Raw genomic sequence first — 25,597 nt, 5'->3', positions numbered from 1 at the left:
CACCACCGGCGGCCGCGTCCCGTTGTCCAGAACGAGGAAACCTGTGCACATACTTGAACAACGCTTCCTGCGTGGCCCGAACATCCACGCGGAATCCCCATGCCTGCTGTCCGTGCTCGACCTCGGGGACGTGTACGGCGTCTCCACGCGCGACATCCCCCACTTCACGGAGGCCCTGCTGGACCTGCTGCCGTCGCTCGCCGACTACCTGGTGCCGACCGGGCAGCCGGGCGGCTTCGCCCAGCGCCTGCGCGAAGGCACGTATTTGGCGCGCGTCGTGGAGCACGTCGCCCTCGGCCTGCAATGCCTGGTCGGCGCGCCCGTGGGCTTCGGCCGCACCCGCCCCGTGTCGGGCAAGCCGGGGCAGTACCGCGTGGTCGTCGCCTACCTGCAGGAAAAGGTGGCGCAGCCGGCGTTCGCGCTGGCCGTCGACATCGTCGACGCGCTCGCGCACGGCAAGCCGTTCGATCTCGAACCGCGCCTGCAGGAACTGCGCGAGGTGGCGGAACACTATGCGATCGGCACCAGCACCGCGGCCGTGCTGGCGGCGGCGCAGGACCGCGGCATCCCCGTGCAGCGCATCACCGAGGACGCCAACCTGTTCCAGCTGGGCTGGGGCGCGAAGCAGAAGCGCATCCAGGCCACCGTCACGGGCGACACGAGCACGATCGCCGTGCGCATCGCCAGCGACAAGCAGCTGACCAAGCAGCTGCTGCAGGAAGCGGGCGTGCCCGTGCCCCAGGGCGAGACCGTCACCACGATCGAGGACGCGCTGCGCGTGGCGCGCAAGCTGGCCGTCCCCGTCACCGTCAAGCCGCTCGACGCCAACCAGGGCAAGGGCGTGACCGTCGACTGCCGCACCGACAGCGAAGTCGAGCAGGCCTACGCGTTCGCGCGCAAGCATGGACGCCGCATCATCGTCGAGCGCTTCGTCGACGGCGCCGACTACCGCGTGCTGGTCGCGGGCGGAAAGGTGGCGGCGGCCTCGTGCCGGCGTCCGGCCCACGTCGTGGGCGACGGCCGCAGCACCGTGCGCGAGCTGGTCGACGCGGAAAACACGAACCCCGCACGCGGCGCCGGCCACACGAACATTCTGACGAAGATCGCGCTCGACGCCCATGCCGAGGACCTGCTGCGCAAGCAGGGCTACGTGCCGGACGCCGTGCCGCCGGCGGGCGCCACCGTCTACCTGCGCGGCAACGCCAACCTGTCGACGGGCGGCACCGCCGAGGACGTGACGGACCTGCTGCCGGAATCGACGCGCCGCCTGTGCGTGCGCGCCGCCGCCAAGATCGGCCTGGACGTGGCCGGCATCGACATCGTGTGCCGCGACATCGCCGTGCCGCTGGACGAGCAGGGCGGCGCCGTCATCGAGGTCAACGCGGCGCCGGGCATCCGCATGCACCAGCATCCGAGCAGCGGCCAGGCGCGCGATGCGGGTGACGCCATCGTCGAGGGCATGTTCGGTCACGGCGACGGCCGCATCCCCGTCATCGCCCTGACTGGCACCAACGGCAAGACGACGACCACGCTGCTGATGGCGCACACGGTGCGCCTGGCCGGCCGCGTCACCGGCGTGACCACCACGCACGGCGTCTATATCGACGGCAAGCAGGTCGCCAGCGGCGACTGCACCGGCTACTGGTCGGCGCGCACCGTGCTGGCCTCGCCGGACGTGGAATTCGCCGTGCTGGAAACGGCCCGCGGCGGCATCCTGAAGCGCGGCCTCGCGTTCGACCGCTGCGACGTGGGTATCGTGCTGAACGTCGCGGCCGACCACCTGGGCCTGGACGGGGTCGACACCATCGAAGACCTGGCGCAGGTGAAGGCCGTCGTACCCATGTCGGCCTCGCGCGCCGTCGTGCTGAATGCCGAAGACCCCCTGTGCGTGGCCATGGCGCGGCGCGTCCACCCGGACGTCGAGATCATCTATTTTGCGATGGCAGCCGACAATCCCGTGCTGCTGCGCCACCTGGAAGAGGGCGGCCGCGCCACGTATTTCCAGGACAACGCCGTCGTCGTCGCCGACGCGACCTACCACCAGGAACTGCTGCGCGTGGAATCCATGCCGATCGCGTTCGGCGGCCGCGCGCGCTACAACATCGCGAATGCGCTGGCCGCGGCGGCGGGCCTGATGGCGTCCGGCTTCTCGAACCTGCAGATCGCCACGGGCCTGTCGACCTTCGTCAGCGACGGCAAGACCAACCCGCTGCGCACCAACGTGTTCGACGTGCGCGGCGTGACCGTGATCATCGACTATGCGCACAACAAGGCGGCATACTCGGCCCTCGTCGAGATGGCGCGCGCGCTGCTGCCGGGACAGCTGGTCGGCATCGTGACGGCGCCGGGCGACCGCCGCGACGAGGATCTGACGGACGTGGGCCGCGTGTGCGGGGCCGGCTTCGACGAACTGGTCGTCTACGATTCCGCCCCGCGCGGCCGCACGGCGGGCGCCGCCGTTGACCTCATCCTGCGCGGCGCCGAGGAAGTGGTCGGCGTGTCGGACACCCTGCACCGGGAACTGGACGTGGGCAAGGCGATCCGCCTGGGCCTGTCGCTGTGCGAGCGCGGCGACGTGCTGGTATTCGCCTGCGGCACCTCGCTGGACGTGTTCGTGGAAGCGATCCGCGAGATGGATCCGGAGAGCGCGCAAAAGATCGCGGCGCAGGTGGGGTAAGGAAGATCGGTAGTGAAAAGCCGCCCTTGCTTGCGCAGGGGCGGCTTTTTTTGTGATGCGACTGCAAAAATACGTCGTCCCTGCGCAGGCAGGGACCCAATTTTCACGTACTACGACAGCGCGTGCAGAACTTGGGTCCCTGCCTGCGCAGGGACGACCTGTCGAGGTTAATTCAGACCGCCTCCGCCGCGATCCTGCTCGCCGTCTCCGGCGACGTCGGGCGGATCGCCTCCGTCAGTTCCGTGATCGACGAGCCGCAGCCGAACACGAGCACGTCGCCCGGTTCGCAGCGGGCCAGGCCGGCGCGGATCGCCTGGTGCACGTCCAGCTCCACCTGCAGGTGGTCGGACTCGAATTTGGCCAGCTGCGCGCCCTGCACCAGCAGCTGCGACACCTCGCCGGCGGCGCGGCCGCGGTTCTCCGTTTCGTACACCACCAGCTCGTCGAAGCCCGACGCGCAGGTCTCGCCGATGTCGACCAGGTCGCCGTCGCGGCGGTCGCCCGGTGCGGCCACCACGCCGACGAGGCGGCCCGGCGTCATCGCGCGCGCCGTCTCGGCCAGCGCGGCATAGGCGGCCGCGTTGTGGGCATAGTCGACGATGACGGTGACGCCGTCCACGTCGTATACGTTCGAGCGTAGCGGGTTGTGCTTCCAGTCCGACACGAAGGTGCGCAGGCCGTCGGCGATCTCCAGGTTACCGAAGCCCGTCGCGGCCAGCGCGGCGGCGGCGGCCAGGCTGTTGGCGATGTTGTAGCGGGCGGCGCCCTTCAGGGTGACGGGCATCGTGCGCACGTCCAGCAGCGCCTCGTGGCGGGTGGCGCCGGCCAGCACGATGCTGTTGTCCTGCAGGTAGACGGCGCGGCCGCCCCGTTCCAGGTGCTGCAGCAGCACCGGGTTGTCGGCGTCGAGCGCGAAGTAGAGCACCTCGACGCCCGGGGCCAGTTGCGCGGCCATGGCGACGCAGTGGTCGTCCTCGGCGTTGAGCACCACGGCCCGGCGCGCGCGCCCGGCAATGACGCTCTTCACCCGCGCCAGTTCCTCGACGCTGTCGATGCCGTCCAGGCCCAGGTGGTCGGCGGAGACGTTCAGCACGACGGCGACGTCGCACTGGTCGTAGGCCAGGCCGCGCTTGAGCAGGCCGCCGCGGGCCGTTTCCAGCACGGCGAAGTCGACGTCGGGGCTGGCCAGCACGGTGCGCGCCGAGCGGTAGCCCGTGCAATCGCCCTTGACGATGCGGTCGCCGTCGATGAACACGCCTTCGGTCGTGGTGACGCCCGTGCGCAGGCCGGCCATGCGGGCCGCGTGGGCGACGAGCAGCGTCGTCGTGGTCTTGCCGTTGGTGCCGGTGACGGCCACCACGGGGATGCGGCCGTCGTCGCCGCCGAACAGCGCTTCCACGATGGAGGCGCCGGCGTCGCGCGGGGTGCCGCGGCTCGGGTACTGGTGCATGCGGATGCCGGGGGCGGCATTGACCTCGATGATGCCGCCGTCCTGTTCGCGCAGCGGCAGCGCGATGTCCTGGCACACGATGTCGATGCCGGCCACGTCCAGGCCGATGGTGCGCGCGGCGCGGATGCAGATGTCGCGCGTCTCTTCCGGCAGCAGGTCGGTCACGTCCTCGGCGGTGCCGCCGGTGGACAGGTTGGCGTTGCCGCGCAATTCGACCACGGCGCCTTCCGGCGGCACGGCATCCAGGTCGTAGCCCTGCTTGGCCAGGACATCCAGCGCGACGTCGTCGAGCGGGATCTTGGTGAGGATATTGGTGTGGCCGGCGCCCCGTGCCGGGTTGCCGTTCTCCAGTTCGACGAGCGCGCGCACCGTGGAGACGCCGTCGCCCATCACGTGCGGCGGCCGGCGCCAGGACGCGGCCGCGACCTTGCGGCCCGTGACGAGCACGCGGTAGTCGCGGCCCTGCAGGTGTTCCTCGACGATGATGCGGCGGCCGTACTGGCGCGCGAAATCGTAGGCGCGCTCGACTTCCTCGGGCGTCGTGCAGTTGACCGTCACGCCCTTGCCCTGGTTGGCGTCGAGCGGCTTGACGACGACGGGGCCGCGCATGCGGCGCGCCACGCGCAGCGCCTCGTCCAGCGTGCCTACGGTGGAACCGCCCGGCACCGGCACGCCGGCCTGGTCGAGCAGGGTCTTCGTCAACTGCTTGTCGCTGGCGATGCCGACGGCGATGTGGTTGGAGGCGCCCGTGATGGTGGCTTGCAGGCGCTTCTGGCGGCTGCCCCAGCCCAGCTGGAACAGGTTGGCATCCTCGGTCAGGCGCAGGCTCGGGATGCCGCGCTTGTGCGCCGCTGCCAGCACGGCGCCCGTGCTGGTGCCGATCGCATGGCGGTGGGCCGTATCGCGCAGTGCGTCCAGCAGCGCTTCCAGGTCGGGCGTCTCGTGGCGGGCGCAGGCATCGATCAGCGTGCGCGCCGCGTCCAGGGCGGCGCGTGCGACCTGCTCGATGGCGTAGCCGCAGGCGATGCGCACCTTGCCGGGGCGGGCGTGGTCTTCGTGCACCTGGCTGAAGGCACCGGGCGCGCCCGCGAGGCGCTGCAGTTCCATCAGCACCGGTTCGAGGGCATCGTGCGGGGCCTGGCAGGCGGACAGGCGCGCGGACGCTTCCGGGGTCATGCCGGGCAGCAGGGCCAGCAGGCGGGCGCCGAGGCCGGCGACGCCGGCGTCGGGCGCCGCCGCGGCATCGACCACGACCAGCATGCAGGGCGTCGCGGCGTACAGGTTCGGGCCGCGCAGGAAGCGTTGTTCAGTGATTCTCATGAGATCGGGTTCCGTTTCGTTACATTTTCCAAAAACTCGAGCAGCGGCGGCGGGATGCGGCGCGCGCCTGCTTCTTGCGCGGCGTGGGGCAGCACGTACTTGCTGCCGGCGGGCAGCAGGTGCAGGCGCACGTCGATCAGTTCGGGGGTTTCGCTGTTGGCGATCTCGGCGACGTTGGATTCCATCGAGCGGCCATCGACGATGGTGACGGCGCCCTGGCCCAGCACCTCGATGCCGGCGCCGCGTTCGACGACGAGGGCCGTGTCCTCGTCGATCCCGATGCCTTGCAGGTAGGGGTTCTGCGCCACCACCGTCAACAGGCGCGACAGGCGCTGGCGTTCCGAGAAGTGCTGGTCGATGACGACGCGGTGCAGGAAGCCCAGGCCCGCGCCCAGGCTCACCGAGCCCTTTTCCGGATGGAGTTCCACGCGCCCCGTGGCCAGCATGTGGCCGGACATCGCCGAGGCCCCGGCGCTGGTGCCGCCGATGCAGGCGCCGCGCAGCTTGAGGGCGGCGTGCATCTCGGCATCCAGGGCGGTGCCGCCGATGATGGCCAGCAGGCGCTTCTGGTCGCCGCCCGTCATGAAGATGCCGGTGGCGTCGACCACGTCGCGGATGTGCTCTTCGTTGTTGGCGTCCTGGCGGCTGGCCAGGTGCAGGTGGACGTGGCGTTGCACGCCCAGTTCGGCGAAGGCCTTGTCGTAGGTCTCCCACATGTCCTCGGCCACGGTGCTGGCCGCCGTGATGACGACGATCTTCGCGTCGGCACCGCCGGACAGCTCGACGAAGCGCCGCAGGATCTCCATGTCGCGCTGCTTGTCCTCATGGCCGCCGATGATCACGAGGTGGCCGTGGCTGGTCGCCAGGCGGGCCGCCCGGTCCTGCATGTCCTGGTCTTGCGTCGTCATTGCTGGATGATCCTTGCCTGCGGCATGTCACGGTTGGAGAAGGAGCCGGCTTCGGTCTTGCTGACGGCGATCAGGCCGACCGGCACGGCCGGGTCGAACAGCCCGACGCCGCGTTCCAGCGCCTGCTGCAGCGGCATGCCGTCCTCGATCCAGCCGTAGACGGTGCGCGCCAGCAGGTGGCGCACGATCTGTTCGCCGATGCCGGTGGCGGCGACGGCGCCGGCGGGGCCCGCATAGAAACCGCTGCCGATGATGGGCGTGTCGCCCACGCGGCCCAGCAGCGACGGCGCGGAGCCGCCCGTCGACAGCGCGACGGCGAAGTGGCCGTCGGGGCCGCGCACGACGGCGCCGACGGTGTCGCACGCCGCGTTTTCCGGCAGCTCGAGCGGGGTCTGGTAGTTCCAGAAGCGCAGGAAGGCCTTGGCCTTCGGATCGATGCCGGGCATGGCGGGCAGGGCGCCGGCCAGCTCCTTGACGACCTTGGCGTGGGCATCGCGCTGGCGCTGCGAGATCTCCGTATGGACGGGGTGCCGGATCGCGGCGGCGAAACGGTTCGCGCCGTCGCCGGCCAGCATCCAGTGCGGGGTATCGGCCACCGCGCGCGCCAGCAGCACGGGGTTCTTGACACCCTGTACGCAGGCGACCGCGCCCAGTCGGCCCTTGGTGTCCATGATCGAGGCGTCCATCTCGACGGTGGCGCCGTCCAGGCACAGCACGGAGCCCGTGCCGGCGTTGAAGCGGCCGTCGTCTTCCATGACGGCGACGGCGGCGATGGCGGCGTCCAGCGCATCGGCACTGATCGCAAGCTCCTGCGCGGCCCGCTCCACGGCGCGTTCGCAGCCGTCGTCGTAGTCGCGCGGGCTGCCGGCACCGCCGTGCACGACGATGGCATATCCTTGTTGGGTAACGCTCATGTTTTTTTATTCTCCAATGCAAGAGCCGGCCACGCGATAAATAAAGTGTGGTCCAGCGAATAGCGCATTATGCAAAACATACATAATTTGAAACATCGGTAGCCTAGCCGTGTGGATGTAAGAGGGGGCTTACACGGCCGCGGTCGTTACGAAACGGGGTGGGCATTCAGCCTGCCGTGGTGGAAACCGTCCGCAATGCGATGCGCAACTCCTGCGCCACCTGGCGCTTGCGCGCGTCCGTCGCGTAGCGTCCGATCTCGACCTGCACGCCGCGCGCCTCCAGATGCACGAGCGCCCGTCCGGGCCTGTCCGGAAGCAGCACGCGGGTGCGCAGCGGATCGAGGCGCGTGACGCGTCGCCGCTCGGCCTGCACGCATTCGACCACGAGGCCGCCGTCGGACAGGGCGATGCGTTCGTGGTCGGTGGCATGGCGTGCATACAGCAGCAGGGCGAGGCCGACGGCGGCGAGTTCCGTCAGGCTGAAGGCGAGCACGAGCCAGACGCCGTGGACGAGGAAGGCGATGGCCACGGCGAGGGACACGGTGCAGACGGCGGCGTAGGCAAGGGCGACCTGACGCGGTGTCAGGGAGCAATTGCGCTGTAGTATCCATTCGTACTGCATGGCCGCCTCGCGCCGGGGAAGGGGAGAATGCAGATCATACTGCAAGCGCGGCGTGGCGGCGTGGCCTCACGGACTCGGCGCCAGGTGCCGTCCGGTCCGGAATCTGCTACACTCTCGCCCCTTTTCCACGAGAGGCTTCCATGGCGAACGCTTGCGGCGTCGACTTCGGCACGTCCAATTCCACCGTCGGCTGGGTACGCCCCGGCCAACCGACTCTCCTGACCCTGGAGGACGGCAAGCCGACCCTGCCTTCGGTCGTGTTCTTCAATGCCGACGAGGATGCGGTGCGCTATGGCCGGGCTGCCCTGGCCGATTACCTGGAGGGCTACGACGGCCGCCTGATGCGCTCGCTGAAGAGCCTGCTCGGCACGAGCCTGATGGACGGGCAGACCGAGGTCGCCGGGCGCGCCTTGCCGTTCCGTCAACTGCTGGCCCACTTCATCGGCGAGGTCAAGCGCCGCGGCGAGCAGCAGGCCGGTCGCCCGTTCGACCACGCCGTGTTCGGCCGTCCCGTCTATTTCGTCGACGGCGACCCGGAGGCCGACCGCCTGGCCGAGGACACGCTGGCCGGCATCGCCCGCTCCGTGGGTTTCAAGGACATCGGCTTCCAGTACGAGCCGATCGCCGCCGCGTTCGACTACGAGTCGCGCATCGGGGGCGAGGAGCTGGTCCTGATCGCCGACATCGGCGGCGGCACCTCGGACTTCTCGCTGGTGCGCCTGGGCCCGGACCGCGCCGCCCGGCCCGACCGCCGCGAGGACCTGCTGGCCAACGGCGGCGTGCACATCGGCGGCACCGACTTCGACAAATACCTGAGCCTGGCGAGCGTGATGCCCCTGCTGGGCTACGGCAGCCAGCTGGTGTCGGGCGCGGCCATCCCGTCGAGCTATTATTTCAACCTGGCGACCTGGCACACGATCAACCAGGCCTATACCCGCAAGAGCGTCGCCCAGCTGGCCGAGCTGGTGCGCGACGCCGCCGAGCCGGACAAGCTGCAGCGCCTGCGCCACCTGATCGACGAGCGCGCCGGCCACTGGCTGGCCATGCGCGTGGAAGAGGCGAAGATCGCGCTGTCCGACGCGCCCGAGGTCGTGCTGGACCTGGACCGCCTGCAGCCGCCCGAGCAGCTGCGCATCGCGCGCGCCGGCTTCGATGCGGCCGCATCCACGCTGGTCGACCAGGTCGGCGCCACCGTGCGCCAGCTGCTGGCGGATGCGGGCGTGCCACCGGAACGCGTGGACACGGTATTCTTCACGGGCGGATCGAGCGGTGTGACGGCGCTGCGCGAGCGTATCGCCAGCATCGTCCCGGACGCGCGCCGCGTGGAGGGCGACCTGTTCGGCAGCATCGGCGCCGGGCTGGCGCTGGACGCCGCGCGCCGCTACGGCTGAGCCCGCGTACACCATCAAAGAAAGGATCATCGTGTTCGAACGCCCCATCGTCATGCTCGACTTCGAGACCACCGGCCTGTCGCCGGATACGGGCGACCGCATCACCGAAGTGGCCGCGCTGCGCATCGCCGGCGGCGAGATCGTCGACCGCTACGTTTCGCTCGTCAATTGCGGCGTGCGCGTCCCTTATTTCATCACCCAGCTAACGGGCATCACGCAGAAGATGGTCGACGGCGCGCCGCCGGCCGACGAGGTGGTGCCGGCGCTGCTGGACTTCATCGGCAACGACGTGCTGGCCGCCCACAACGCCAGCTTCGACGAGAAATTCCTGAAGGCCGAGGGCGCGCTGCTGGGCCACGATTGCCGCCACACGGGCCTGGTGTGCTCGCTGAAGCTGTCGCGCCGCGTGTTCCCGGGCCTGGCCAGCTACAAGCTGGGCCAGCTGTCGCAATCGCTGGGCATCGTGTTCGGCGGCCGCGCCCACCGGGCCGAGGCCGATGCCGAGGCGGCCGCGCACGTGCTGCTGCACATCGGCCGCCACCTGGGCAGCTCGTATGGACTGCAGCGCGTCGCCCCCGAGCTGCTGGTCTCGCTCAACCGCGTGGCGGCCGCCAAGGTCCCGCGCTTCATCGACGCCTACGTCGCGAGCCGCTCCGGCGACTGATGCCGGCGCCGCCGGGCGGGTGCGCTTTCGCCGCTGTCCATCCCCTCCCGATTGGTGCAGGTCAAATCCGCAGGCCTGCCCAAATTTAAACTTTTGGCAAGTATCGAGCGCATGGCAAGTCGCTGGTCGCGGCTTGCCGGCCTTGTCCGTCGGAGTTCAACGACATAAGTCCGGAGAGCGAACATGGAAGGCGACCCCTCACAGCCCAAGCCCTCGCGCGAGCAGCCGTACAGGCAGCTGCACGAGCCGCCACACCAGACGCCAGACAAGACGCGAAGCAAGCCTCGGCCCGAGGCCCCATACACGCCATCGCACACGCGATCAACTACGTCATCGCAGCCGCGATCACACACGCCCTCGCGGACCTCGCCGCACAAGGCCGAGCTTCTTTCCTGGTTCGCGCGCGCCGCCGAGCGCGGCGATCCGTACGCGCAATTCAATCTGGCCCTCATGTACAAGAACGGCGAGGGCACGCCCCGCGACGATGCGGCCGCATGCCGCTGGCTACGCCGCGCCGCCGGCCAGGGCCTGGCGTTCGCCCAGAACCACCTGGGCAGCATGCTGTTCCTGGGGCGCGGCGTGCCCCAGTCCGATACGGACGCCGCATACTGGTTCGGGCGCGCGGCGGAGCAGGGTGATCCGTCAGCGCAGCAGAACCTGGGCGACATGGCGCGCCACGGCCGCGGCATGCCGCGCGATGCCGAGCTGGCGGTCCACTGGTATGCGAAAGCGGCCGAGCAGGACCTGGCCAGCGCCCAGCGGCGCCTGGGCGAGTGCTATCTGCGGGCCGAAGGCGTGCCCGCCAGCCACCCACTCGCCATGGCGTGGTTCCGCAAGGCGGCGCTGCTCGAGGATGCGGCCGCCGAAGTCAGCCTGGGCCTGATGTACCGGCACGGCCAGGGCGTGGCGCCGGGGGAGGCCGAGGCCGTGCACTGGTTCCGCCGGGCCGCGGCGCGCGGCCATGCGCCGGGCCAACGCCTGCTGGGCCAGGCCTGCCTGGATGGCCGCGGCACGCCGCGCGACCGTACGGCCGGCATCTCCTGGCTACGCTGCGCGGCGGGGCAGGGTGATGCGGAGGCGGCCTGGAGCCTGGGCCGCTTGCTGGCAGACGGGCCCGACGGCCAGCGCGACGAGGCGGCGGCCCTGGCCTGGTACGAACAGGCGGCCCGGCGCGGACATGCGCCGTCCCAGTACCAGCTCGGCACCCTCTATGCCCAGGGCCGCGGCACGCGGGCCGATCCGCAGCGCGCCCTGGTCTGGTACCGCCGCGCGGCGAACCAGGGGGCCGCCAATGCCCAATTCACCCTCGGCGTCATCTACGCCAACGGCCAGGGAGTGCGCCGCAACGACGCGATGGCCGCCGAATGGTACCGGCGCGCCGCGGAGCAGGGCGATGCCAGCGCGCAGAACAACCTCGGCGTCATGTATGCGAACGGCCTGGGCGTATGCCAGGACGATGCGCTGGCCGTGCAGTGGTATGGCCTGGCGGCCGAGCAGGGCCATCCGCTGGCCCAGTACAACCTGGGCGGCATGTACGGCGCCGGCCGGGGCGTGGCCCGCGACAGCGTGCGTTCCTATATGTGGATGCTGCTGGCGGCCGACGCCGGCGACGCAGCCGCCAGCGCCAACAAGGCCATCGTCGCCCGCCGCCTGTCGCCGCGCGAGATCGACAGCGCGATCGACCTGCGCCGGCGCTGGCACAGCGAGCGTTCCCCTTCGGGCACGGAGCGGCGCGCCGCCTGAGGGAGCGGCCGATACAGCGTGGACGGTGCGGGATGCGACGCCGCGTCCCACGTTCCATGCACGTCGATTGACGTCCTACGATTCAGGTTCCACGATCCAGGTTCCACGATCCATGTTCCTGCGTTCCATGCTCTAGGATCCATGTTCTACGATCCATGCCCCGTGATCCAAGCTCCACGATCCATTCCCAACGCTCATTCCCTACGTTACATGCCACATTCTGGACAGCCGTTTCCACCGTCTATCGCGTAAAACGACCGCCCCGTCGCAATCTTGGCCATTCCGGGATGCGGCTTCCTTACAGTGCTGAGTAACGCGATCTGCAATGGGAAGGGAAGTGATATGGGACCTGTCGATGCGGGACGCCGGCGAGCCGTCGCCAGCCTGTTGTCCTTGCCGCTGCTTGGCGTTGGGGGCGGCGTGCACGCACGCGCGGTGCGGGCGGAGCGCGTGGATGCGGCAATCGCCGCGCCTGCCGCCGCGTTCATGGCCGACCCGCGCGCCGTGGGGCTGTCGATCGGCGTGCTGCATGGCGGCATGCGGCGCACCCGACATGCCGGCACCGTCGACGGCGACCGTCACCGGGCGCCGGACGACCGCACCATCTATCCCATCGCTTCGCTGACCAAGACGTTCACGGCGACATTGCTGGCGCAGGCCCAGCATGACGGCAAGCTGAGGCTGGAGGACGACATCCGCCTGTACCTGGATGGCGACTACCCGAACCTCGTCTACGAGGGCCAGCCGATCCAGGTGCGCTACCTGGTGAGCCACCTGTCCGGCTTGCCGCGGCTGCTGCCCGACAGGCCGGAGGCGGCTCCGGTTTTACGAGCGACGTCCCGTATCCAGACCGCTTGCGCGCGCTCGTCGCGGCGACGACGCGGCGCCAATTCGATGCAGGCCTGCACCAGGCCAGGCTGACGGCGCCACCGGGAACACGTTTTCAGATTCGAATGCTGCGGCGCAATTGGCGGGATATACATTGGAGCGCGTGTACGGGATCGATTTCGACACCCTGGTTCGCCGGCATATTGCCGATCCGCTGGGCATGCAGGATACGGGTATCGTCGTCAACGAAGAGCAGCGGCGGCGCTGCGTTTCCGGATACGAGAACGGCAAGCGCCAGCCGTATTTTCCAGACCAGACACAGGCCGCCGGCGCATTGAAATCGACACTGGCGGATATGCTGGCTTATGCGGATTGGCAATTAGCGGAACGGGATCCAGCGGTGCGCCTGTCGCACCAGCCTGTCTATCGCGACGGCGATGTATTCGTTGCCTTGAATTGGCAAGTCGTGGAAAAGGAAAGGCGCCGTGTGATTTCCAGGATGGCTCGCATCCCGGTTTCGCCTGCCTGCTCGTCCTGCATCCGGAGAGTGATATTGCCATCGTATTGCTGTCGAACGAAATCGATCCCGGTACGCTCCAGCGCTTGCGTACCGTGGCAAACGGCATCGCTCTGCGACTGGACGCGCACGCCATTGCCATACCGTGAAAAGCGCCCGTCGCCATCGATATTATCGGAGGATCTTGATTCTCACGAAAATGCGCATGTGCGCGGATGGTAATTCGCGTGGAGAACTGCATAATAATTACGGCGATTCCACGTAATACTTTCCGCGATTTCCTTTCCTGTCTTCGCATTCGAATTGCCCACGCTTCGACATTTACGAAGATGCCCATCTGAAATATCTGATTTCCCTCTCTCATTCGCCACGCTACACTTTATTTGTCGTCACCGAACAAGACGGCCTGCCCGGAAAAATACATCGTTCGGCAGAACCATGAGAAAGGAAAAGAATAATGAAAACCTTGCCCTTGAAAGTCGTCGGCATCATCGTCCTGATGATCCTGCTGTGGTCGCTCGCGCCGTTCGGCACGGTGCCCGCCGGACACCGGGGCGTGATGACGACCTTCGGCAGCCCGAGCGACCAGGTGCTGAGCGAAGGCATCCATTTCCGGATTCCGCTGGCGCAAAAGCTCAACCTCGTCAACGTCTCGATCCAGAAAGGCGAGGGCGACGGCGACGCGGCCTCGCGCGACCTGCAGACCGTGCACACGCGGGTGGCGCTGAACTACCACGTGCTGCCGCAGGGCGCCGTTTCCGTGTTCCGCGACCTCGGCAACGAGCCCGGCACGCGCATCATCCTGCCGGCCGTGCAGGAAGCGGTGAAGGCCGTCACGGCGCGCTTCACGGCCGAGGAGCTGGTGGCCAAGCGTACCGACGTGCGCGACCAGATCGTCGCCCAGCTGCGCGAACGCCTGGGCCGGCACGGCATCGTCGTGGACGAGTTCTCGATCGTGAACTTCAATTTCTCGAAGTCGTTCAACGACGCGATCGAAGCCAAGACGACGGCCGAGCAGCTCAAGCTCAAGGCCGAGCGCGACCTGCAGCGCATCGAGGTCGAGGCCAAGCAGCGCGTCGCCCAGGCCCGGGCAGAAGCGGAATCGCTGGCCGTGCAGCGCCAGCAGGTCACGCCCGAACTGATCCGCCTGCGCGAGATGGAAAACCAGCGCATGGCGATCGAGAAGTGGGACGGCAAGCTGCCGAACGTCGCGGGCGGGGCGGTACCGTTCATTAACGTGAAGTGATGCACTTCATCCCATGAATTCGGGATAAGATGCTCTGTGGCATTTCCAACAACCTGCTCATCGACATCGAGATTGATAGACATGCACCTGAGACACCTTACCCTCGTCGCCGCGCTGGCTGCCGCCTTCGGCAGCGGCACGGCGCTCGCCCAAGCCCGGTCGCCAGCCTGCGGCGGCACGCCCCTGGCTTACCCGGTCGCCAAGAAGGTCGACCAGACCGACGATTATTTCGGCACCAGGGTCGCCGATCCGTACCGCTGGCTGGAGGATGCGAACAGCGCCGAGACCAAGGCCTGGGTCGATGCCGAGAACAAGGTGACCCAGGCCTACCTGGCACAGATCCCGCAGCGCGGCGCGATCCGCGAACGGCTGACCCAGCTGTGGAACTACGAGCGCTACTCGGTACCGTACAAGGAGGGTGGCCGCTACTTCTACAGCCGCAATGACGGCTTGCAGAACCAGAACGTGCTGTACACGATGACGTCGCTGGACGACACGCCGCGCGTGCTGCTCGACCCGAACACGCTGGCGGCGGACGGTACCGTCGCGCTGGCCGGGACGGCGGTGAGCCCGGACGGCAAACTGCTCGCCTATTCGACGGCGGCTTCGGGCTCGGACTGGAACGAAATCCGCGTGCGCGACATCGAGACGGGCAAGGACCTGGCGGACCACGTCAAGTGGGTGAAATTCTCCAGCACGGCCTGGACCCACGACGGCAAGGGTTTCTTCTACAGCCGCTACGACGAGCCGAAGGAAGCGACCAAGCTGGCCGACGTCAATTACTTCCAGAAGCTGTACTATCACAAGGTCGGCACGCCCCAGAGCGCCGACACGCTCGTCTACGACCGCCCGGACGAGAAGGAATGGGGCTTCCTGGCCATGACGACGGACGATGGCCGCTACCTGCTGATCCAGGCGACGCGCGGCACGGCGCACAAGCACCGCATCTTCTACAAGGACCTGTCCCGGCCGGACGCGAAGGTGCTGCCGCTGATCGACAATTTCGACGCGGCCTACGAGTTCGTCGACAACGTCGGCCCCGTGTTCTACTTCGTTACCGACCGCAACGCGCCGCGCCAGCGCATCGTCGCCATCGACACCCGCAAGCCGCAGGAAAGCGGCTGGAAGACCGTGGTGCCGGAGAGCCGCGACACGCTCGTCGCCAGCCACCTCATCGACAACCAGCTCGTCAGCGAATACCTCGTCGATGCGCGCAGCAGCGTGCGCATCGTCGATTTGAACGGCAAGCCCGTTCGCGAAGTGGCATTGCCCGGCATCGGCAGCGTGTCCGGCTTCGGCGGCAAGCGGGGCGACAGCGAGACCTTCTTCTCCTTCACCAGCTACACGATGCCGACGACGATCTATCGCCTGGACATGAAGCGCGGCGCCAGCACCGTGTTCCGCCAGCCGAAGGTGGCGTTCGACCCGGCCGGCTACGAGACGCGCCAGCAGTTCTACACGAGCCGCGACGGCACCCGGGTGCCGATGTTCATCGTGTCGAAGAAGGGGCTGAAGCTGGACGGCAGCAATCCGACCTACCTGTACGGCTACGGCGGCTTCAATATCTCGCTGACGCCCGCATTCTCGCCGGCCAACCTGGCCTGGATGGAGATGGGCGGCGTGTTCGTCGTCGCCAACCTGCGCGGCGGCGGGGAATACGGGGAAGCGTGGCACGAGGCGGGCACGAAGCTCAAGAAGCAGAACGTGTTCGACGACTTCATCGGCGCGGCCGAATGGCTGGTGGCGAACAAGGTCACGTCGCCCGCCAAGCTGGCCATCGGCGGAGGCAGCAACGGCGGCCTGCTGGTCGGCGCGGCGATGACCCAGCGTCCCGACCTGTTCGGCGCCGCGATCCCGCAGGTGGGCGTCATGGACATGCTGCGCTTCCACAAGTTCACCATCGGCTGGGCCTGGACCTCGGACTATGGTTCGTCGGAGAACGCGGACGAATTCAAGGCGCTCGTCAAGTATTCGCCGCTGCACAACCTCAAGCCCGGCACCTGCTATCCGGCGACGATGATCACGACGGCCGACCACGACGACCGCGTCGTGCCGGCGCACAGCTTCAAGTTCGCGGCGACGGCGCAGGCGGCGCAGGCGGGCGGCAACCCGGTGATCATCCGCATCGACACCAAGGCCGGCCACGGCGCCGGCAAGCCGACGACGAAGCAGATCGAGGAAGTCGCGGACCGCTGGGGTTTCCTGGCGAAGGCGCTGCACATGGACGCGCCGGCCACGGTGGCGAGCGGCGCGCAGTAAGGAAGGCGGCGTAAGCACGGCGCAGCCAGGTTGTTGTAAGCTGCCGACGCCTTGGAAGGCGCTGGCAGCGAAATCGCTTGCATGACTGGCACGCCTTGCCGTGCGCGGGCATACGCTGGGGCATAATGCAGCCGTTGCATTTGTCCAAATCCATGCCGCTGCCGCCGGCAGCGGATTCCCGCATGAAGATCCGCGCATATTTATTGATCACGGTGGGCGCCATCCTCCTGCCGATCTCGCTGTTCGCCGCCGTCGCCCTGCAGACGCTGTTGCGCGCCGAGCGCGAAGCCGCCTTGCAGGCCCTCACGGAGACCGTCAGCGCGACCGCGCTGCTGGTGGACCGCGAACTGAGCAGTGCGGAAGCGGCGCTGCGGGTGCTGGCGCGCTCGCCGCATCTGGCCAGCGGCGACATCCGGGCCTTCTACGACCATGCCCGGAGCGCGGACCGCGGCGAGGGGGGCAGGACGATCTTGTTCGACGCCGAGGGCCAGCAAATCATCAACACGGTGGCGCCTTACGGGCAGCCGCTGCGGCCGGCGCCCGATTATGTACGGGTACGCACGCGCCGTGTCATCGAGAGCCAGCAGACGGTGGTGTCGGACCTGATCATCGGCGCGCTGCAGCAGATTCCCGTCACGACGATCAACATTCCCGTGCCGCTCGACGGCGGCCGGCGCTACGTGCTGGGCTCCGTGTTCGCGCCTGACTATTTCAGCAAGCTGATCGCGCGTCGCGCCATGCCGTCGAGCTGGACGCTGTCCGTGATCGACCGCGCCGGCCGCTACGTCGCCCGCTCGCGCGAGCCCACGCGGCTGGGAAACTACGCGAATCCCGCGCTGCTGGACGCGGCGAACGCCCACGGCGAGGGACAGGTCCGCTACAACAACCGCGCGGACATCGACTCCTACCATGCCTATGCGCGCTCGCCGATGTCGGGCTGGATCGTCGCCGTCAGCGTGCCCGCCGCCGAGATCGAAGGCGCGGCGCGCCGCGCGACGACGCTGGCAGCCGCCGGCCTGCTGGTGGCGCTGCTGTGCGCGAGCGCGGCCGCCGCGTTCTTCGGGCGCCGGTTGCTACGCGCGGTCGCCGGCGCCGAGGCGACGGCCGCCATGCTGGGGCGCGGCGAGCAACCCCGCCGTCCCGGCACCGGCATCGCCGAGGTCGATGCGCTGCAGGACGCGATGTGCGCCGCCGGGCGCAAGCTGGCCGAGGCGGACCGGCAGCGCGCCGAGCTGCTGGCGCGTGAACGGGACGCACGGTGCCTGGCCGAGGAGCAGGTACGCATCCGCGACGATTTCCTCGCCATGCTGAGCCACGAGTTGCGCAATCCGCTCAGCGGCATCGTCGGCGCCGCCCAGCTGCTGGGCATGGAAAGTCCGAACGCGGCCCTGAAACGCAACGCCCAGGACATCCTGATGCGCCAGAGCCGGCACCTGACGCGCATCGTCGACGACCTGCTCGATCTGGCGCGCCTGGCGCGCGGCAAGATCAAGCTCGAGATGCAGCCGGTCGAACTGTCCGCCGTGGTCGAGTCGACGGTGTCCGCGTTGCGGGTGGCCGGCCGCGTCGACCACGCGCTCGGGTGCCGCCTGCAGCGCCTGTGGGTGCGGGGCGACCGCACGCGCATCGAGCAGGTCGTCGGCAACCTCGTGACGAACGCGCTGAAGTATACGCCGCCGGGTGGGCGCATCGACATCGTGCTGGAAGCGAACGAAGGCATGGCCTGCCTCGAGGTCGCCGATACGGGCGTCGGCATCGCGCCCGAGCTGATGCCGAAGCTGTTCGACATCTTCGTGCAGGGTACGGTGTCGCTCGACCGCGCCCAGGGCGGCCTGGGGATCGGCCTGGCGCTGGTGCAGCGCCTCGCGGCGCTGCACGGCGGCAGCATCGAGGCGGCCAGTGCGGGCAGCGGGGAGGGCAGCACCTTCCGCCTGCGCCTGCCCTTGCTGGCCGCGCTGCCGCACGAGACGCCGCCCACGGGCGAGGCGCGGTCCGCGCCGGCGGCGCACCCCTTCTCGACGGTGCTGCTGGTCGACGACAACGACGATGCGCGGCGCATGCTGGTGGGTCAATTCGAGGCGGCCGGCTGGCGCGTGTCGGAGGCGGCGGACGGCATCGCGGGCCTGGCGTTGGCGCGGCGCGCGCGGCCCGACCTGGCCGTCGTCGACATCGGCCTGCCCGGTATCGACGGCTACCAGGTGGCGCGTGCGTTGCGCGCCGACGCGTCGTTCGACGGCATGCGGCTGGTTGCCCTGACGGGATACGGGCAGGAGGCCGACCGCCTGCGCGCGCTGGATGCCGGTTTCGATGCGCATTACGTAAAACCGATCGATTTCGAGGCGCTAGTGCACGATTTGGCCGCTACCTGAGTCATCGCGACCCGGTTTGACCGAATTCGTGGGATATCGGTCCCACCGCATGCCTTCCGTTTTGGGAAGATCGTCCTGTGACAATGACAGGAGTTCTTCCATGATTCGCGATATCGCGATTGTTGCCTTTCCCGGTTTCCAGCTGGTCGACCTGGCCGCGCTGAACGTCTTCGAGCTGGCCAACCGCCCGCCCGGCGGCCCCCATTATCGCTTGCACGTGCTGTCGCGCCAGGGCGGGCCGGTGGCCAGTTCGGCGGGCATCAGCGTCGACACCGTCGCCTTCGATACGCTGGCCAGCCCTCCCGACACCATGATCGTGTTCGGCGGCGACGACCTCGATGCCCAGCCGCGCGCACTGCTCGACTTCCTGGCGCAGACGAGCAGCGCAGCGCGCCGCACGGCCAGCATCTGCAGCGGCGTGTTCCTGCTGGCCGCGGCCGGCCTGGTCGAGGGCCGCAGCGTGACCACCCACTGGAACCTCGCCGCCGAGCTGCAGCGCCGCCATCCGGGACTGCGCGTCGAGCCGGACCGCATCTTCATCAACGATGGGCCGTACTGGACCTCGGCCGGCATGACGGCCGGGCTCGACCTGGCGCTGGCGCTGGTCGAGGAAGACGTCGGCAGCGCGGCGGCGCGCGAGATCGCCCGCCACATGGTGCTGTACTACCGGCGCAGCGGCGGCCAGTCGCAGTTCGCCAGTCCCGCGGACATCGCGCCTCGTTCCGATCGCATCCAGGCCGCGCTGGAATACGCGCGCGACAATCTGTGCCGCCCGCTGTCGCTGGAAGAACTGGCCGACGCGGCGCAGCTGTCGCGCCGCCAGTTCAGCCGCAGCTTCCGCGCCGAGACGGGCCAGACGCCGGCGCGCGCCGTCGAGCAGCTGCGCGTGCAGGCGGCCCGCGAACTCATCGAAACCACCAGCCATCCGATCGAGGTCGTCGCCCGCGAGAGCGGCTTCCTCGATCCGGAGCGCATGCGCCGCGCCTTCCTGCGCGCCTTCGGCCATCCGCCGCAGGCGATCAAGCGCCAGGCCCGCGCCGGCCGCCTTCCCACCTGACCTTCACCACCACGACGAGGACCCGACCATGACAATCAACGATACTTTCCTGCTCGGCGGCAGCACGCCGATCCGGCGCCTGGGCTACGGCGCGATGCGCATCACCGGGCCCGGCGTGTGGGGCGATCCGCCCGACCGCGATGGCGTCATCGCGCTGCTGCGCAGCCTGCCCGAACTGGGCGTCGACTTCATCGACACGGCCGATTCCTACGGCCCCAACGTCTCCGAGGAACTGATCCGCGACGCGCTCGCGCCGTACCGCGCCGGCACGGTCGTCGCCACCAAGGCCGGCCTGGCGCGCACGGGCCCGGGCAACTGGGTGCCGCTGGGCCGCCCCGAGTACCTGATCCAGCAGGCCTACGCCAGCCTGCGCCGGCTGGGCGTCGAGCAGATCGACCTGTGGCAGCTGCACCGCATCGATCCGGCCGTGCCGCGCGGCGAACAGTTCGGCGCTATCGCCTGGCTGCTGGAGCAGGGCGTGATCCGCCATGCGGGCCTGTCCGAGGTGGGCGTGGCGGACATCGACGAGGCGCGCCGCCACTTCCCCGTGGCGACGGTACAGAACCGCTACAACCTGGCCGAGCGCCAGAGCGAGGACGTGCTGGCGTATGCGGAAGACCACGGCATCGGCTTCATTCCCTGGTTCCCGCTGGCGGCGGGCAGCCTGCTGCAGCCGGGTGGGGTGCTCGATGCCATCGCGCGTCGCCACGGCGCCACGCCGGGCCAGGTGGCGCTGGCCTGGCTGCTCAGGCGCAGTCCCGTGATGCTGCCTATTCCCGGCACGTCGAGCCTCGCGCACCTGCGCGAGAACCTGGGGGCGTGGGAACTCATGCTGTCGGACGAGGAATTCGCGGCCTTGTCGCAGCTGGGGCGCTGACCGGTAGATCGCGCCGGTAGATCGAGCGATATGGCACGTCGTCCCTGCGCAGGCAGGGACCCAATTAAGCGAGCGTTGCCGTCACATTACATTGGGCCCCTGCCTGCACAGGGGCGACGCGATCATGGTGCAGGGCGCCGCTAGCGGTGCACCACCACCATCAGCGCCTTGGCCTCGGCCTTGCCCGCGTTACGGATCACGTGATCCTGGTCGGCCGGATAGCGCGCCGTCGCGCCATGCTTGATTTTCTTCTTTTCTCCCCCCACCTCGAGTTCCACCGTCCCCGTGACGATGGTGAGGTGCTCCGTGGTGCCGGGGTCGTGGGCCTGGGAGGCCAGTTCGCCGCCCGGCTGGAGCGTCAGTTCGTACCATTCGTACTTGCCGGCCAGCTCCATCGGTCCCAGGATGCGCAGCGAGTAGCCGGCGTGGGCGCCGGGCAGGGTCGGGATCTCGTGCGCCTCGACCACGCGAATATGCTCGGGCGTACGCACCTCGGACGACAGCAGCTCGCCGATCTGCACGCCCAGCGCATTGGCCAGGCGCCAGGTGATGGCGATGGTCGGGTTGGCCTTCTCGCGCTCGATCTGCGACAGCATCGATTTCGAGACGCCGGCGATGCGCGACAGGTCTTCCAGCGTCAGGCCGCGCGCCAGGCGCAGGCGCTGCAGGGTGGCGCCCACTTCCGGAGGTGCATTATTGGTAACGACGGTATTCATCTAAGCTTATGTATTCTTGCTTGCCAAGTTCAATGGCCGGGGGTAATATTCGATATATTGAATTCGCGTTCGACATAGAGAACAAGTTCAAGACATCGAACGACCCACGGTACAACATCCGCCAACCGCCGGTCAAGCCGGACAGTAAATAAAAGGGATCACATCATGAGCGACCAGGCTTTTTATAGCGCCCTCCAGCAGAAACTCCACACGCTCCAGAGCGAGGGCCTGTTCAAGCCCGAGCGCGTGCTCGCCTCGCGCCAGGGCGCCGAAGTGGTCGCCCAGGACGGCCGCACGCTGATCAACATGTGCGCCAACAACTACCTGGGCCTGTCCGGCGACCTCGAGACGCAGAAGGCGGCGGAAGCGGCGCTGCAGAAATACGGCTATGGCCTGTCGTCCGTGCGCTTCATCTGCGGCACCCAGACCGTGCACAAGGAACTCGAGGGCGCGCTGTCGCGTTTCCTGGGCACCGAGGACACGATCCTGTACGCGGCGGCCTTCGATGCGAACGGCGGCGTGTTCGAGCCCCTGTTCGACGAAAACGACGCGATCATCTCCGACGCGCTGAACCACGCGTCGATCATCGACGGCGTGCGCCTGTGCAAGGCGGCGCGTTATCGCTACGCCAACAACGACATGGCCGACCTGGAAAAGCAGCTGCAGGCCGCCACCGACGCGGGCAAGCGCCACAAGATCATCGTCACCGACGGCGTGTTCTCGATGGACGGCACCATCGCCAAGCTGGACGAGATCGTGGTACTGGCCGAGAAATACGGCGCGCTGACCATGATCGACGAATCGCATGCCTCCGGCTTCATGGGCGCGACGGGCCGCGGCACGCACGAGCACTGCGGCGTGGTGGGCAAGATCGACATCATCACGGGCACCCTGGGCAAGGCCCTGGGCGGCGCCATGGGCGGCTTCACCTCGGGCCGCAAGGAAGTGATCGAGATGCTGCGCCAGAAGTCGCGTCCCTACCTGTTCTCGAACACGCTGGCCCCGATGATCGCCGGCGCCTCGCTGGCCGTGCTGGAGCGCATCAGCAAGAGCACCGAGCTGCGCGACCGCCTGCACGAGAACACCGCCTACTTCCGCAAGGAGATCGAGCGCATCGGCTTCACCATCAAGCCGGGCACGCACCCGGTGGTGCCCGTGATGCTGTTCGAGGCGCCCATCGCGCAGAAATTCGCCGCTCGCATGTTCGAACTGGGCGTGCTGCTGTCGGGCTTCTTCTACCCGGTGGTGCCGATGGGCCAGGCGCGCGTGCGCGTCCAGCTGTCCGCCGCCCACACCCGCGAACAGCTCGACACCGTGCTGGCCGCCTTCGAACAGGCCGGCCGCGAACTGGGCATCCTCAAGGCGCAGTAAGGGCGGTCCCTACGCATCCGAACAAGAACACGAACAGAAAGTACAGGTACAACAGCATGGAACGCATCCTCATCATCGGCGCCAACGGCCAGATCGGCAGCGAACTCGTGACCGCCCTGGCGGACAAGCACGGCGCGGACAACGTCATCGCCTCGGACATCGGCGCGGACAACGTCTACGGCGCCAAGCGCTACACCCGCGTCGACGTGCTCGACAAGGACGCCGTGGCGCGCCTCGTGGCGGACGAAGGCATCACCCAGGTGTACCAGCTGGCGGCGCTGCTGTCGGCCACCGGGGAAAAGGCGCCGCTGAAGGCCTGGACGCTGAACATGGACGGCCTGCTGAACATCCTGGAAATCGCCCGCGAGCGCGGCGAGGCGGGCAAGCCGCTGAAGATCTTCTGGCCCTCGTCGATCGCCGCGTTCGGCCCCAACACGCCGTCGGATGCGCCCCAGTACGCGATCATGGATCCGACCTCGATCTACGGCATCAGCAAGCTGGCCGGCGAGCGCCTGTGCGAGTACTACCACGCCAAGTACGGCGTCGACGTGCGCAGCATCCGCTACCCGGGCATCATCAGCTTCAAGTCCCCCCCGGGCGGCGGCACCACCGACTACGCGATCGCGATCTTCCACGCGGCGCTGCGCGGCGACGTGTACGAATGCTTCCTGGGCCCGGAAACGACGCTGCCGATGATCTACATGCCGGACGCGATCCGCGCCACCGTCGAGCTGATGGAAGCGCCGGCCGAACGGGTCAAGATCCGCTCCTCGTACAACGTCGCCGGCGTGTCGTTCAATCCGCGCGAACTGGCCGCCGCCATCGCCGCCAAGCTGCCGTCGTTCCGCATCGAGTACAAGCCGGACAGCCGCCAGCAGATCGCGGACTCCTGGCCGAAGAGCCTCGACGATGCGCGCGCCACGGACGACTGGGGCTGGAAGGCGGCCATCGGCGTGGATGCGATGGTGACGGACATGCTGGCCAACGTCGACGTCGGCCTCGGCAAAGCTGCCTGAAAATAAAAATAGCGTGTATAAACGAACGTCGTTCCCGTGCAAGCGGGAGCGACGTTTTGGCTTAACAAAAGAAACACTGGAGACAGCGCATGGACATGAGCGTATTTGACCTCTTCAAGATCGGCATCGGCCCTTCGAGCTCGCACACGGTGGGCCCGATGGTCGCCGCGCGCCGCTTCCTGAACGACTACCGGGCGGAGGCGGGTTCGCTGGACGACGTCACGGGCGTGGAAGCGCACTTGTACGGCTCTCTGGCGCTGACGGGCGTCGGCCACGCGACCGACAAGGCCGTGATCCTCGGCCTGATGGGCGAAACGCCCCAGGAGGTCGACCCGGACGGCGTCGAGGACAAGCTCGCGGAAGCGGAGCTGGACGGCGAACTGCGCCTGCTCGGCACGAAGGCAGTGCCGTTCACGCAGCGCGAGAACCTCGTCTGGCACAAGCAGTCGACGCTGCCCGAGCACCCGAACGGCATGCGCTTCGTGCTGCACCTGGCGGACGGCAGCCTGGTCGAGCGCATCTATTATTCGATCGGCGGCGGTTTCATCACCGCGGCGGGCGAGGCGCAGGCGGCCAAGGAGGCGGCGCCCGCCGCCAACGTGCCGTTTCCGTTTAACACGATGGGCGAGCTGCTGGAGCAGGGCCGCCGCCACGAGCTGTCGATTCCCGCCATGCTGCGCGCGAACGAGTGCGCGCGCATAAGCAACGAGGAGCTCGACGCGGGCCTGGACCGCATCTGGCACGTGATGCGCGACTGCATCGCGCACGGCCTCGTCACCGAGGGCCAGCTGCCGGGCGGCTTGAACGTCAAGCGCCGCGCCGCCAAGCTGTGGCGCCAGGAGCAGGAAGGCAAGCTGACGGCGAACCAGCTGCCGCACGATGCCGTCAACCAGGTCAGCCTGTACGCGATGGCCGTCAACGAGGAGAACGCGGCCGGCGGTCGGGTCGTTACGGCGCCCACCAACGGCGCGGCCGGTATCATCCCCGCGGTACTGCGCTACTACGCCGAGGATTGCCGGCCTAGCGACCCGCAGCGCGGCATCCGCGACTTCCTGCTGACGTCCGCCGCGATCGGCATGCTGTGCAAGAAAAACGCGTCGATTTCGGGCGCAGAGATCGGGTGCCAGGGCGAAGTCGGCGTGGCCTGCGCGATGGCGGCGGCGGGCCTGGTGGCGGCGCTGGGCGGCAGCAACGGCAAGATCGAGAACGCGGCGGAGATCGGCATCGAGCACCACCTGGGCATGACCTGCGATCCCATCGGCGGCCTGGTGCAGATCCCCTGCATCGAGCGCAACGGCATGGGCGCGATCAAGGCCATCACGGCGGCTTCGCTGGCGCTCAAGGGCGACGGCACGCACTTCGTCAGCCTCGACGACGTCATCGAGACGATGCGCCAGACGGGCGCCGACATGCAGGCGAAGTACAAGGAGACGTCGCTGGGCGGCCTGGCGATCCACGTCGTCACCGTGAACCACGCCGCCTGCTAGGCGGCAGGGGTCAGAGTCCGGTGTTGCTTTTAAGGGACTCTGACCCCGGTGTTCAGCCCCACCGTTAGACAGGCCTACAACGCCAAACAATATTCGGTAAAAGACAATATTTCCGCGGCCGGACTATAATAAACCTCCCACGCCAGCCAACCCGGAATCTTTCTA

The 25,597-nt window shown here is 68.3% G+C and carries 19 protein-coding genes; 14 read left to right on the top strand and 5 right to left on the bottom strand.

The genetic code is table 11. The features are described from left to right. The first annotated feature begins 43 nt into the window (after positions 1-43). Positions 44-2,677: a cyanophycin synthetase gene (gene cphA / locus ACI1V7_RS08665; protein WP_404531345.1), complete on the top strand. Its 2,634-nt coding sequence runs from the start codon at positions 44-46 to the stop codon at positions 2,675-2,677. Positions 2,678-2,849: 172 nt separating this feature from the next. On the opposite strand, the gene cphA (ACI1V7_RS08660) is transcribed toward cphA (ACI1V7_RS08665), so the two are convergent. From cphA (ACI1V7_RS08660) to ACI1V7_RS08645, 4 genes are all read right to left on the bottom strand, one after another. Beyond that, positions 2,850-5,447, bottom strand: a complete 2,598-nt coding sequence (cphA, locus tag ACI1V7_RS08660; RefSeq protein WP_404531344.1) for a cyanophycin synthetase — start codon at positions 5,445-5,447, stop codon at positions 2,850-2,852. Further along, entirely contained in the window at positions 5,444-6,355 is a 912-nt protein-coding gene (locus tag ACI1V7_RS08655) for a cyanophycinase (RefSeq protein WP_404531343.1), read from the bottom strand. Before ACI1V7_RS08655 ends, cphA (ACI1V7_RS08660) begins: the two co-directional genes overlap by 4 nt. Next, the gene (locus ACI1V7_RS08650; RefSeq protein ID WP_404531341.1) at positions 6,352-7,269 is read right to left on the bottom strand and encodes an isoaspartyl peptidase/L-asparaginase; all 918 of its coding nucleotides are present in this window, start codon (positions 7,267-7,269) and stop codon (positions 6,352-6,354) included. The genes ACI1V7_RS08655 and ACI1V7_RS08650 overlap by 4 nt, the downstream gene beginning before the upstream one ends. A gap of 166 nt (positions 7,270-7,435) precedes the next feature. Next, positions 7,436-7,891, bottom strand: coding sequence for a DUF2244 domain-containing protein (locus tag ACI1V7_RS08645; RefSeq protein ID WP_404531569.1), 456 nt, complete (start codon positions 7,889-7,891; stop codon positions 7,436-7,438). Positions 7,892-8,031: 140 nt separating this feature from the next. On the opposite strand from ACI1V7_RS08645, the gene ACI1V7_RS08640 reads away from it, so the two are divergent. The 10 genes from ACI1V7_RS08640 (at position 8,032) to ACI1V7_RS08595 (ending at position 20,842) form a co-directional block, all read left to right on the top strand. Beyond that, complete coding sequence (locus ACI1V7_RS08640; RefSeq protein WP_404531340.1) at positions 8,032-9,282, top strand: Hsp70 family protein; 1,251 nt, start codon at positions 8,032-8,034, stop codon at positions 9,280-9,282. 31 nt (positions 9,283-9,313) lie between these two features. Further along, on the top strand, positions 9,314-9,946 hold the full coding sequence (locus ACI1V7_RS08635; protein WP_404531339.1) for a 3'-5' exonuclease: 633 nt from the start codon (positions 9,314-9,316) through the stop codon (positions 9,944-9,946). Between the two features lie 183 nt (positions 9,947-10,129). Next, positions 10,130-11,689, top strand: a complete 1,560-nt coding sequence (locus ACI1V7_RS08630; RefSeq protein ID WP_404531338.1) for a tetratricopeptide repeat protein — start codon at positions 10,130-10,132, stop codon at positions 11,687-11,689. 342 nt (positions 11,690-12,031) lie between these two features. Next, positions 12,032-12,610 (top strand): serine hydrolase domain-containing protein, encoded by a 579-nt coding sequence (locus ACI1V7_RS08625; protein WP_404531337.1) that lies wholly within the window; start codon positions 12,032-12,034, stop codon positions 12,608-12,610. Beyond that, complete coding sequence (locus ACI1V7_RS08620) at positions 12,579-13,256, top strand: serine hydrolase domain-containing protein (RefSeq protein ID WP_404531568.1); 678 nt, start codon at positions 12,579-12,581, stop codon at positions 13,254-13,256. Before ACI1V7_RS08625 ends, ACI1V7_RS08620 begins: the two co-directional genes overlap by 32 nt. A gap of 235 nt (positions 13,257-13,491) precedes the next feature. Next, on the top strand, positions 13,492-14,280 hold the full coding sequence (locus ACI1V7_RS08615) for a prohibitin family protein (RefSeq protein ID WP_404531335.1): 789 nt from the start codon (positions 13,492-13,494) through the stop codon (positions 14,278-14,280). Positions 14,281-14,361: 81 nt separating this feature from the next. Next, positions 14,362-16,539, top strand: a complete 2,178-nt coding sequence (locus tag ACI1V7_RS08610; RefSeq protein WP_404531333.1) for a prolyl oligopeptidase family serine peptidase — start codon at positions 14,362-14,364, stop codon at positions 16,537-16,539. Between the two features lie 182 nt (positions 16,540-16,721). Then, positions 16,722-18,908, top strand: coding sequence for a hybrid sensor histidine kinase/response regulator (locus ACI1V7_RS08605; protein WP_404531332.1), 2,187 nt, complete (start codon positions 16,722-16,724; stop codon positions 18,906-18,908). 103 nt (positions 18,909-19,011) lie between these two features. Continuing rightward, positions 19,012-19,965: a GlxA family transcriptional regulator gene (locus tag ACI1V7_RS08600; RefSeq protein ID WP_404531567.1), complete on the top strand. Its 954-nt coding sequence runs from the start codon at positions 19,012-19,014 to the stop codon at positions 19,963-19,965. 28 nt (positions 19,966-19,993) lie between these two features. After that, positions 19,994-20,842 (top strand): aldo/keto reductase, encoded by an 849-nt coding sequence (locus ACI1V7_RS08595; protein WP_404531331.1) that lies wholly within the window; start codon positions 19,994-19,996, stop codon positions 20,840-20,842. A gap of 140 nt (positions 20,843-20,982) precedes the next feature. Here ACI1V7_RS08595 and ACI1V7_RS08590 read toward each other — a convergent pair whose 3' ends face one another. Next, complete coding sequence (locus ACI1V7_RS08590) at positions 20,983-21,558, bottom strand: helix-turn-helix domain-containing protein (RefSeq protein ID WP_404531330.1); 576 nt, start codon at positions 21,556-21,558, stop codon at positions 20,983-20,985. Positions 21,559-21,723: 165 nt separating this feature from the next. Here ACI1V7_RS08590 and ACI1V7_RS08585 point away from each other — a divergent pair, with 165 nt between their 5' ends. From ACI1V7_RS08585 to ACI1V7_RS08575, 3 genes are all read left to right on the top strand, one after another. Further along, positions 21,724-22,929 (top strand): glycine C-acetyltransferase, encoded by a 1,206-nt coding sequence (locus ACI1V7_RS08585; protein WP_404531328.1) that lies wholly within the window; start codon positions 21,724-21,726, stop codon positions 22,927-22,929. Positions 22,930-22,985: 56 nt separating this feature from the next. After that, entirely contained in the window at positions 22,986-23,945 is a 960-nt protein-coding gene (locus ACI1V7_RS08580; RefSeq protein ID WP_404531327.1) for an NAD-dependent epimerase/dehydratase family protein, read from the top strand. Positions 23,946-24,034: 89 nt separating this feature from the next. Further along, a complete protein-coding gene (locus tag ACI1V7_RS08575; RefSeq protein ID WP_404531326.1) occupies positions 24,035-25,432 on the top strand; it encodes an L-serine ammonia-lyase in 1,398 nt (465 codons plus the stop codon). Positions 25,433-25,597 lie beyond the last annotated feature (165 nt).

This window comes from Massilia paldalensis, from assembly GCF_044901715.1.
Classification (GTDB): Bacteria; Pseudomonadota; Gammaproteobacteria; order Burkholderiales; family Burkholderiaceae_D; genus Telluria; species Telluria paldalensis.
This window is presented reverse-complemented; position numbering and strand designations above follow the sequence as displayed.

Bases quoted from the DNA above. Each gene is read 5' to 3' on its own strand.
- ACI1V7_RS08585 (WP_404531328.1), top strand. From the start codon at position 21,724: ATGAGCGACCAGGCTTTTTATAGCGCCCTCCAGCAGAAACTCCACACG.
- ACI1V7_RS08580 (WP_404531327.1), top strand. From the start codon at position 22,986: ATGGAACGCATCCTCATCATCGGCGCCAACGGCCAGATCGGCAGCGAA.
- ACI1V7_RS08640 (WP_404531340.1), top strand. From the start codon at position 8,032: ATGGCGAACGCTTGCGGCGTCGACTTCGGCACGTCCAATTCCACCGTC.
- ACI1V7_RS08655 (WP_404531343.1), bottom strand. From the start codon at position 6,355: ATGACGACGCAAGACCAGGACATGCAGGACCGGGCGGCCCGCCTGGCG.
- ACI1V7_RS08590 (WP_404531330.1), bottom strand. From the start codon at position 21,558: ATGAATACCGTCGTTACCAATAATGCACCTCCGGAAGTGGGCGCCACC.
- ACI1V7_RS08595 (WP_404531331.1), top strand. From the start codon at position 19,994: ATGACAATCAACGATACTTTCCTGCTCGGCGGCAGCACGCCGATCCGG.
- ACI1V7_RS08625 (WP_404531337.1), top strand. From the start codon at position 12,032: ATGGGACCTGTCGATGCGGGACGCCGGCGAGCCGTCGCCAGCCTGTTG.
- ACI1V7_RS08650 (WP_404531341.1), bottom strand. From the start codon at position 7,269: ATGAGCGTTACCCAACAAGGATATGCCATCGTCGTGCACGGCGGTGCC.
- ACI1V7_RS08575 (WP_404531326.1), top strand. From the start codon at position 24,035: ATGGACATGAGCGTATTTGACCTCTTCAAGATCGGCATCGGCCCTTCG.
- ACI1V7_RS08630 (WP_404531338.1), top strand. From the start codon at position 10,130: ATGGAAGGCGACCCCTCACAGCCCAAGCCCTCGCGCGAGCAGCCGTAC.
- ACI1V7_RS08645 (WP_404531569.1), bottom strand. From the start codon at position 7,891: ATGCAGTACGAATGGATACTACAGCGCAATTGCTCCCTGACACCGCGT.
- ACI1V7_RS08605 (WP_404531332.1), top strand. From the start codon at position 16,722: ATGAAGATCCGCGCATATTTATTGATCACGGTGGGCGCCATCCTCCTG.
- ACI1V7_RS08615 (WP_404531335.1), top strand. From the start codon at position 13,492: ATGAAAACCTTGCCCTTGAAAGTCGTCGGCATCATCGTCCTGATGATC.
- cphA (WP_404531344.1), bottom strand. From the start codon at position 5,447: ATGAGAATCACTGAACAACGCTTCCTGCGCGGCCCGAACCTGTACGCC.
- ACI1V7_RS08610 (WP_404531333.1), top strand. From the start codon at position 14,362: ATGCACCTGAGACACCTTACCCTCGTCGCCGCGCTGGCTGCCGCCTTC.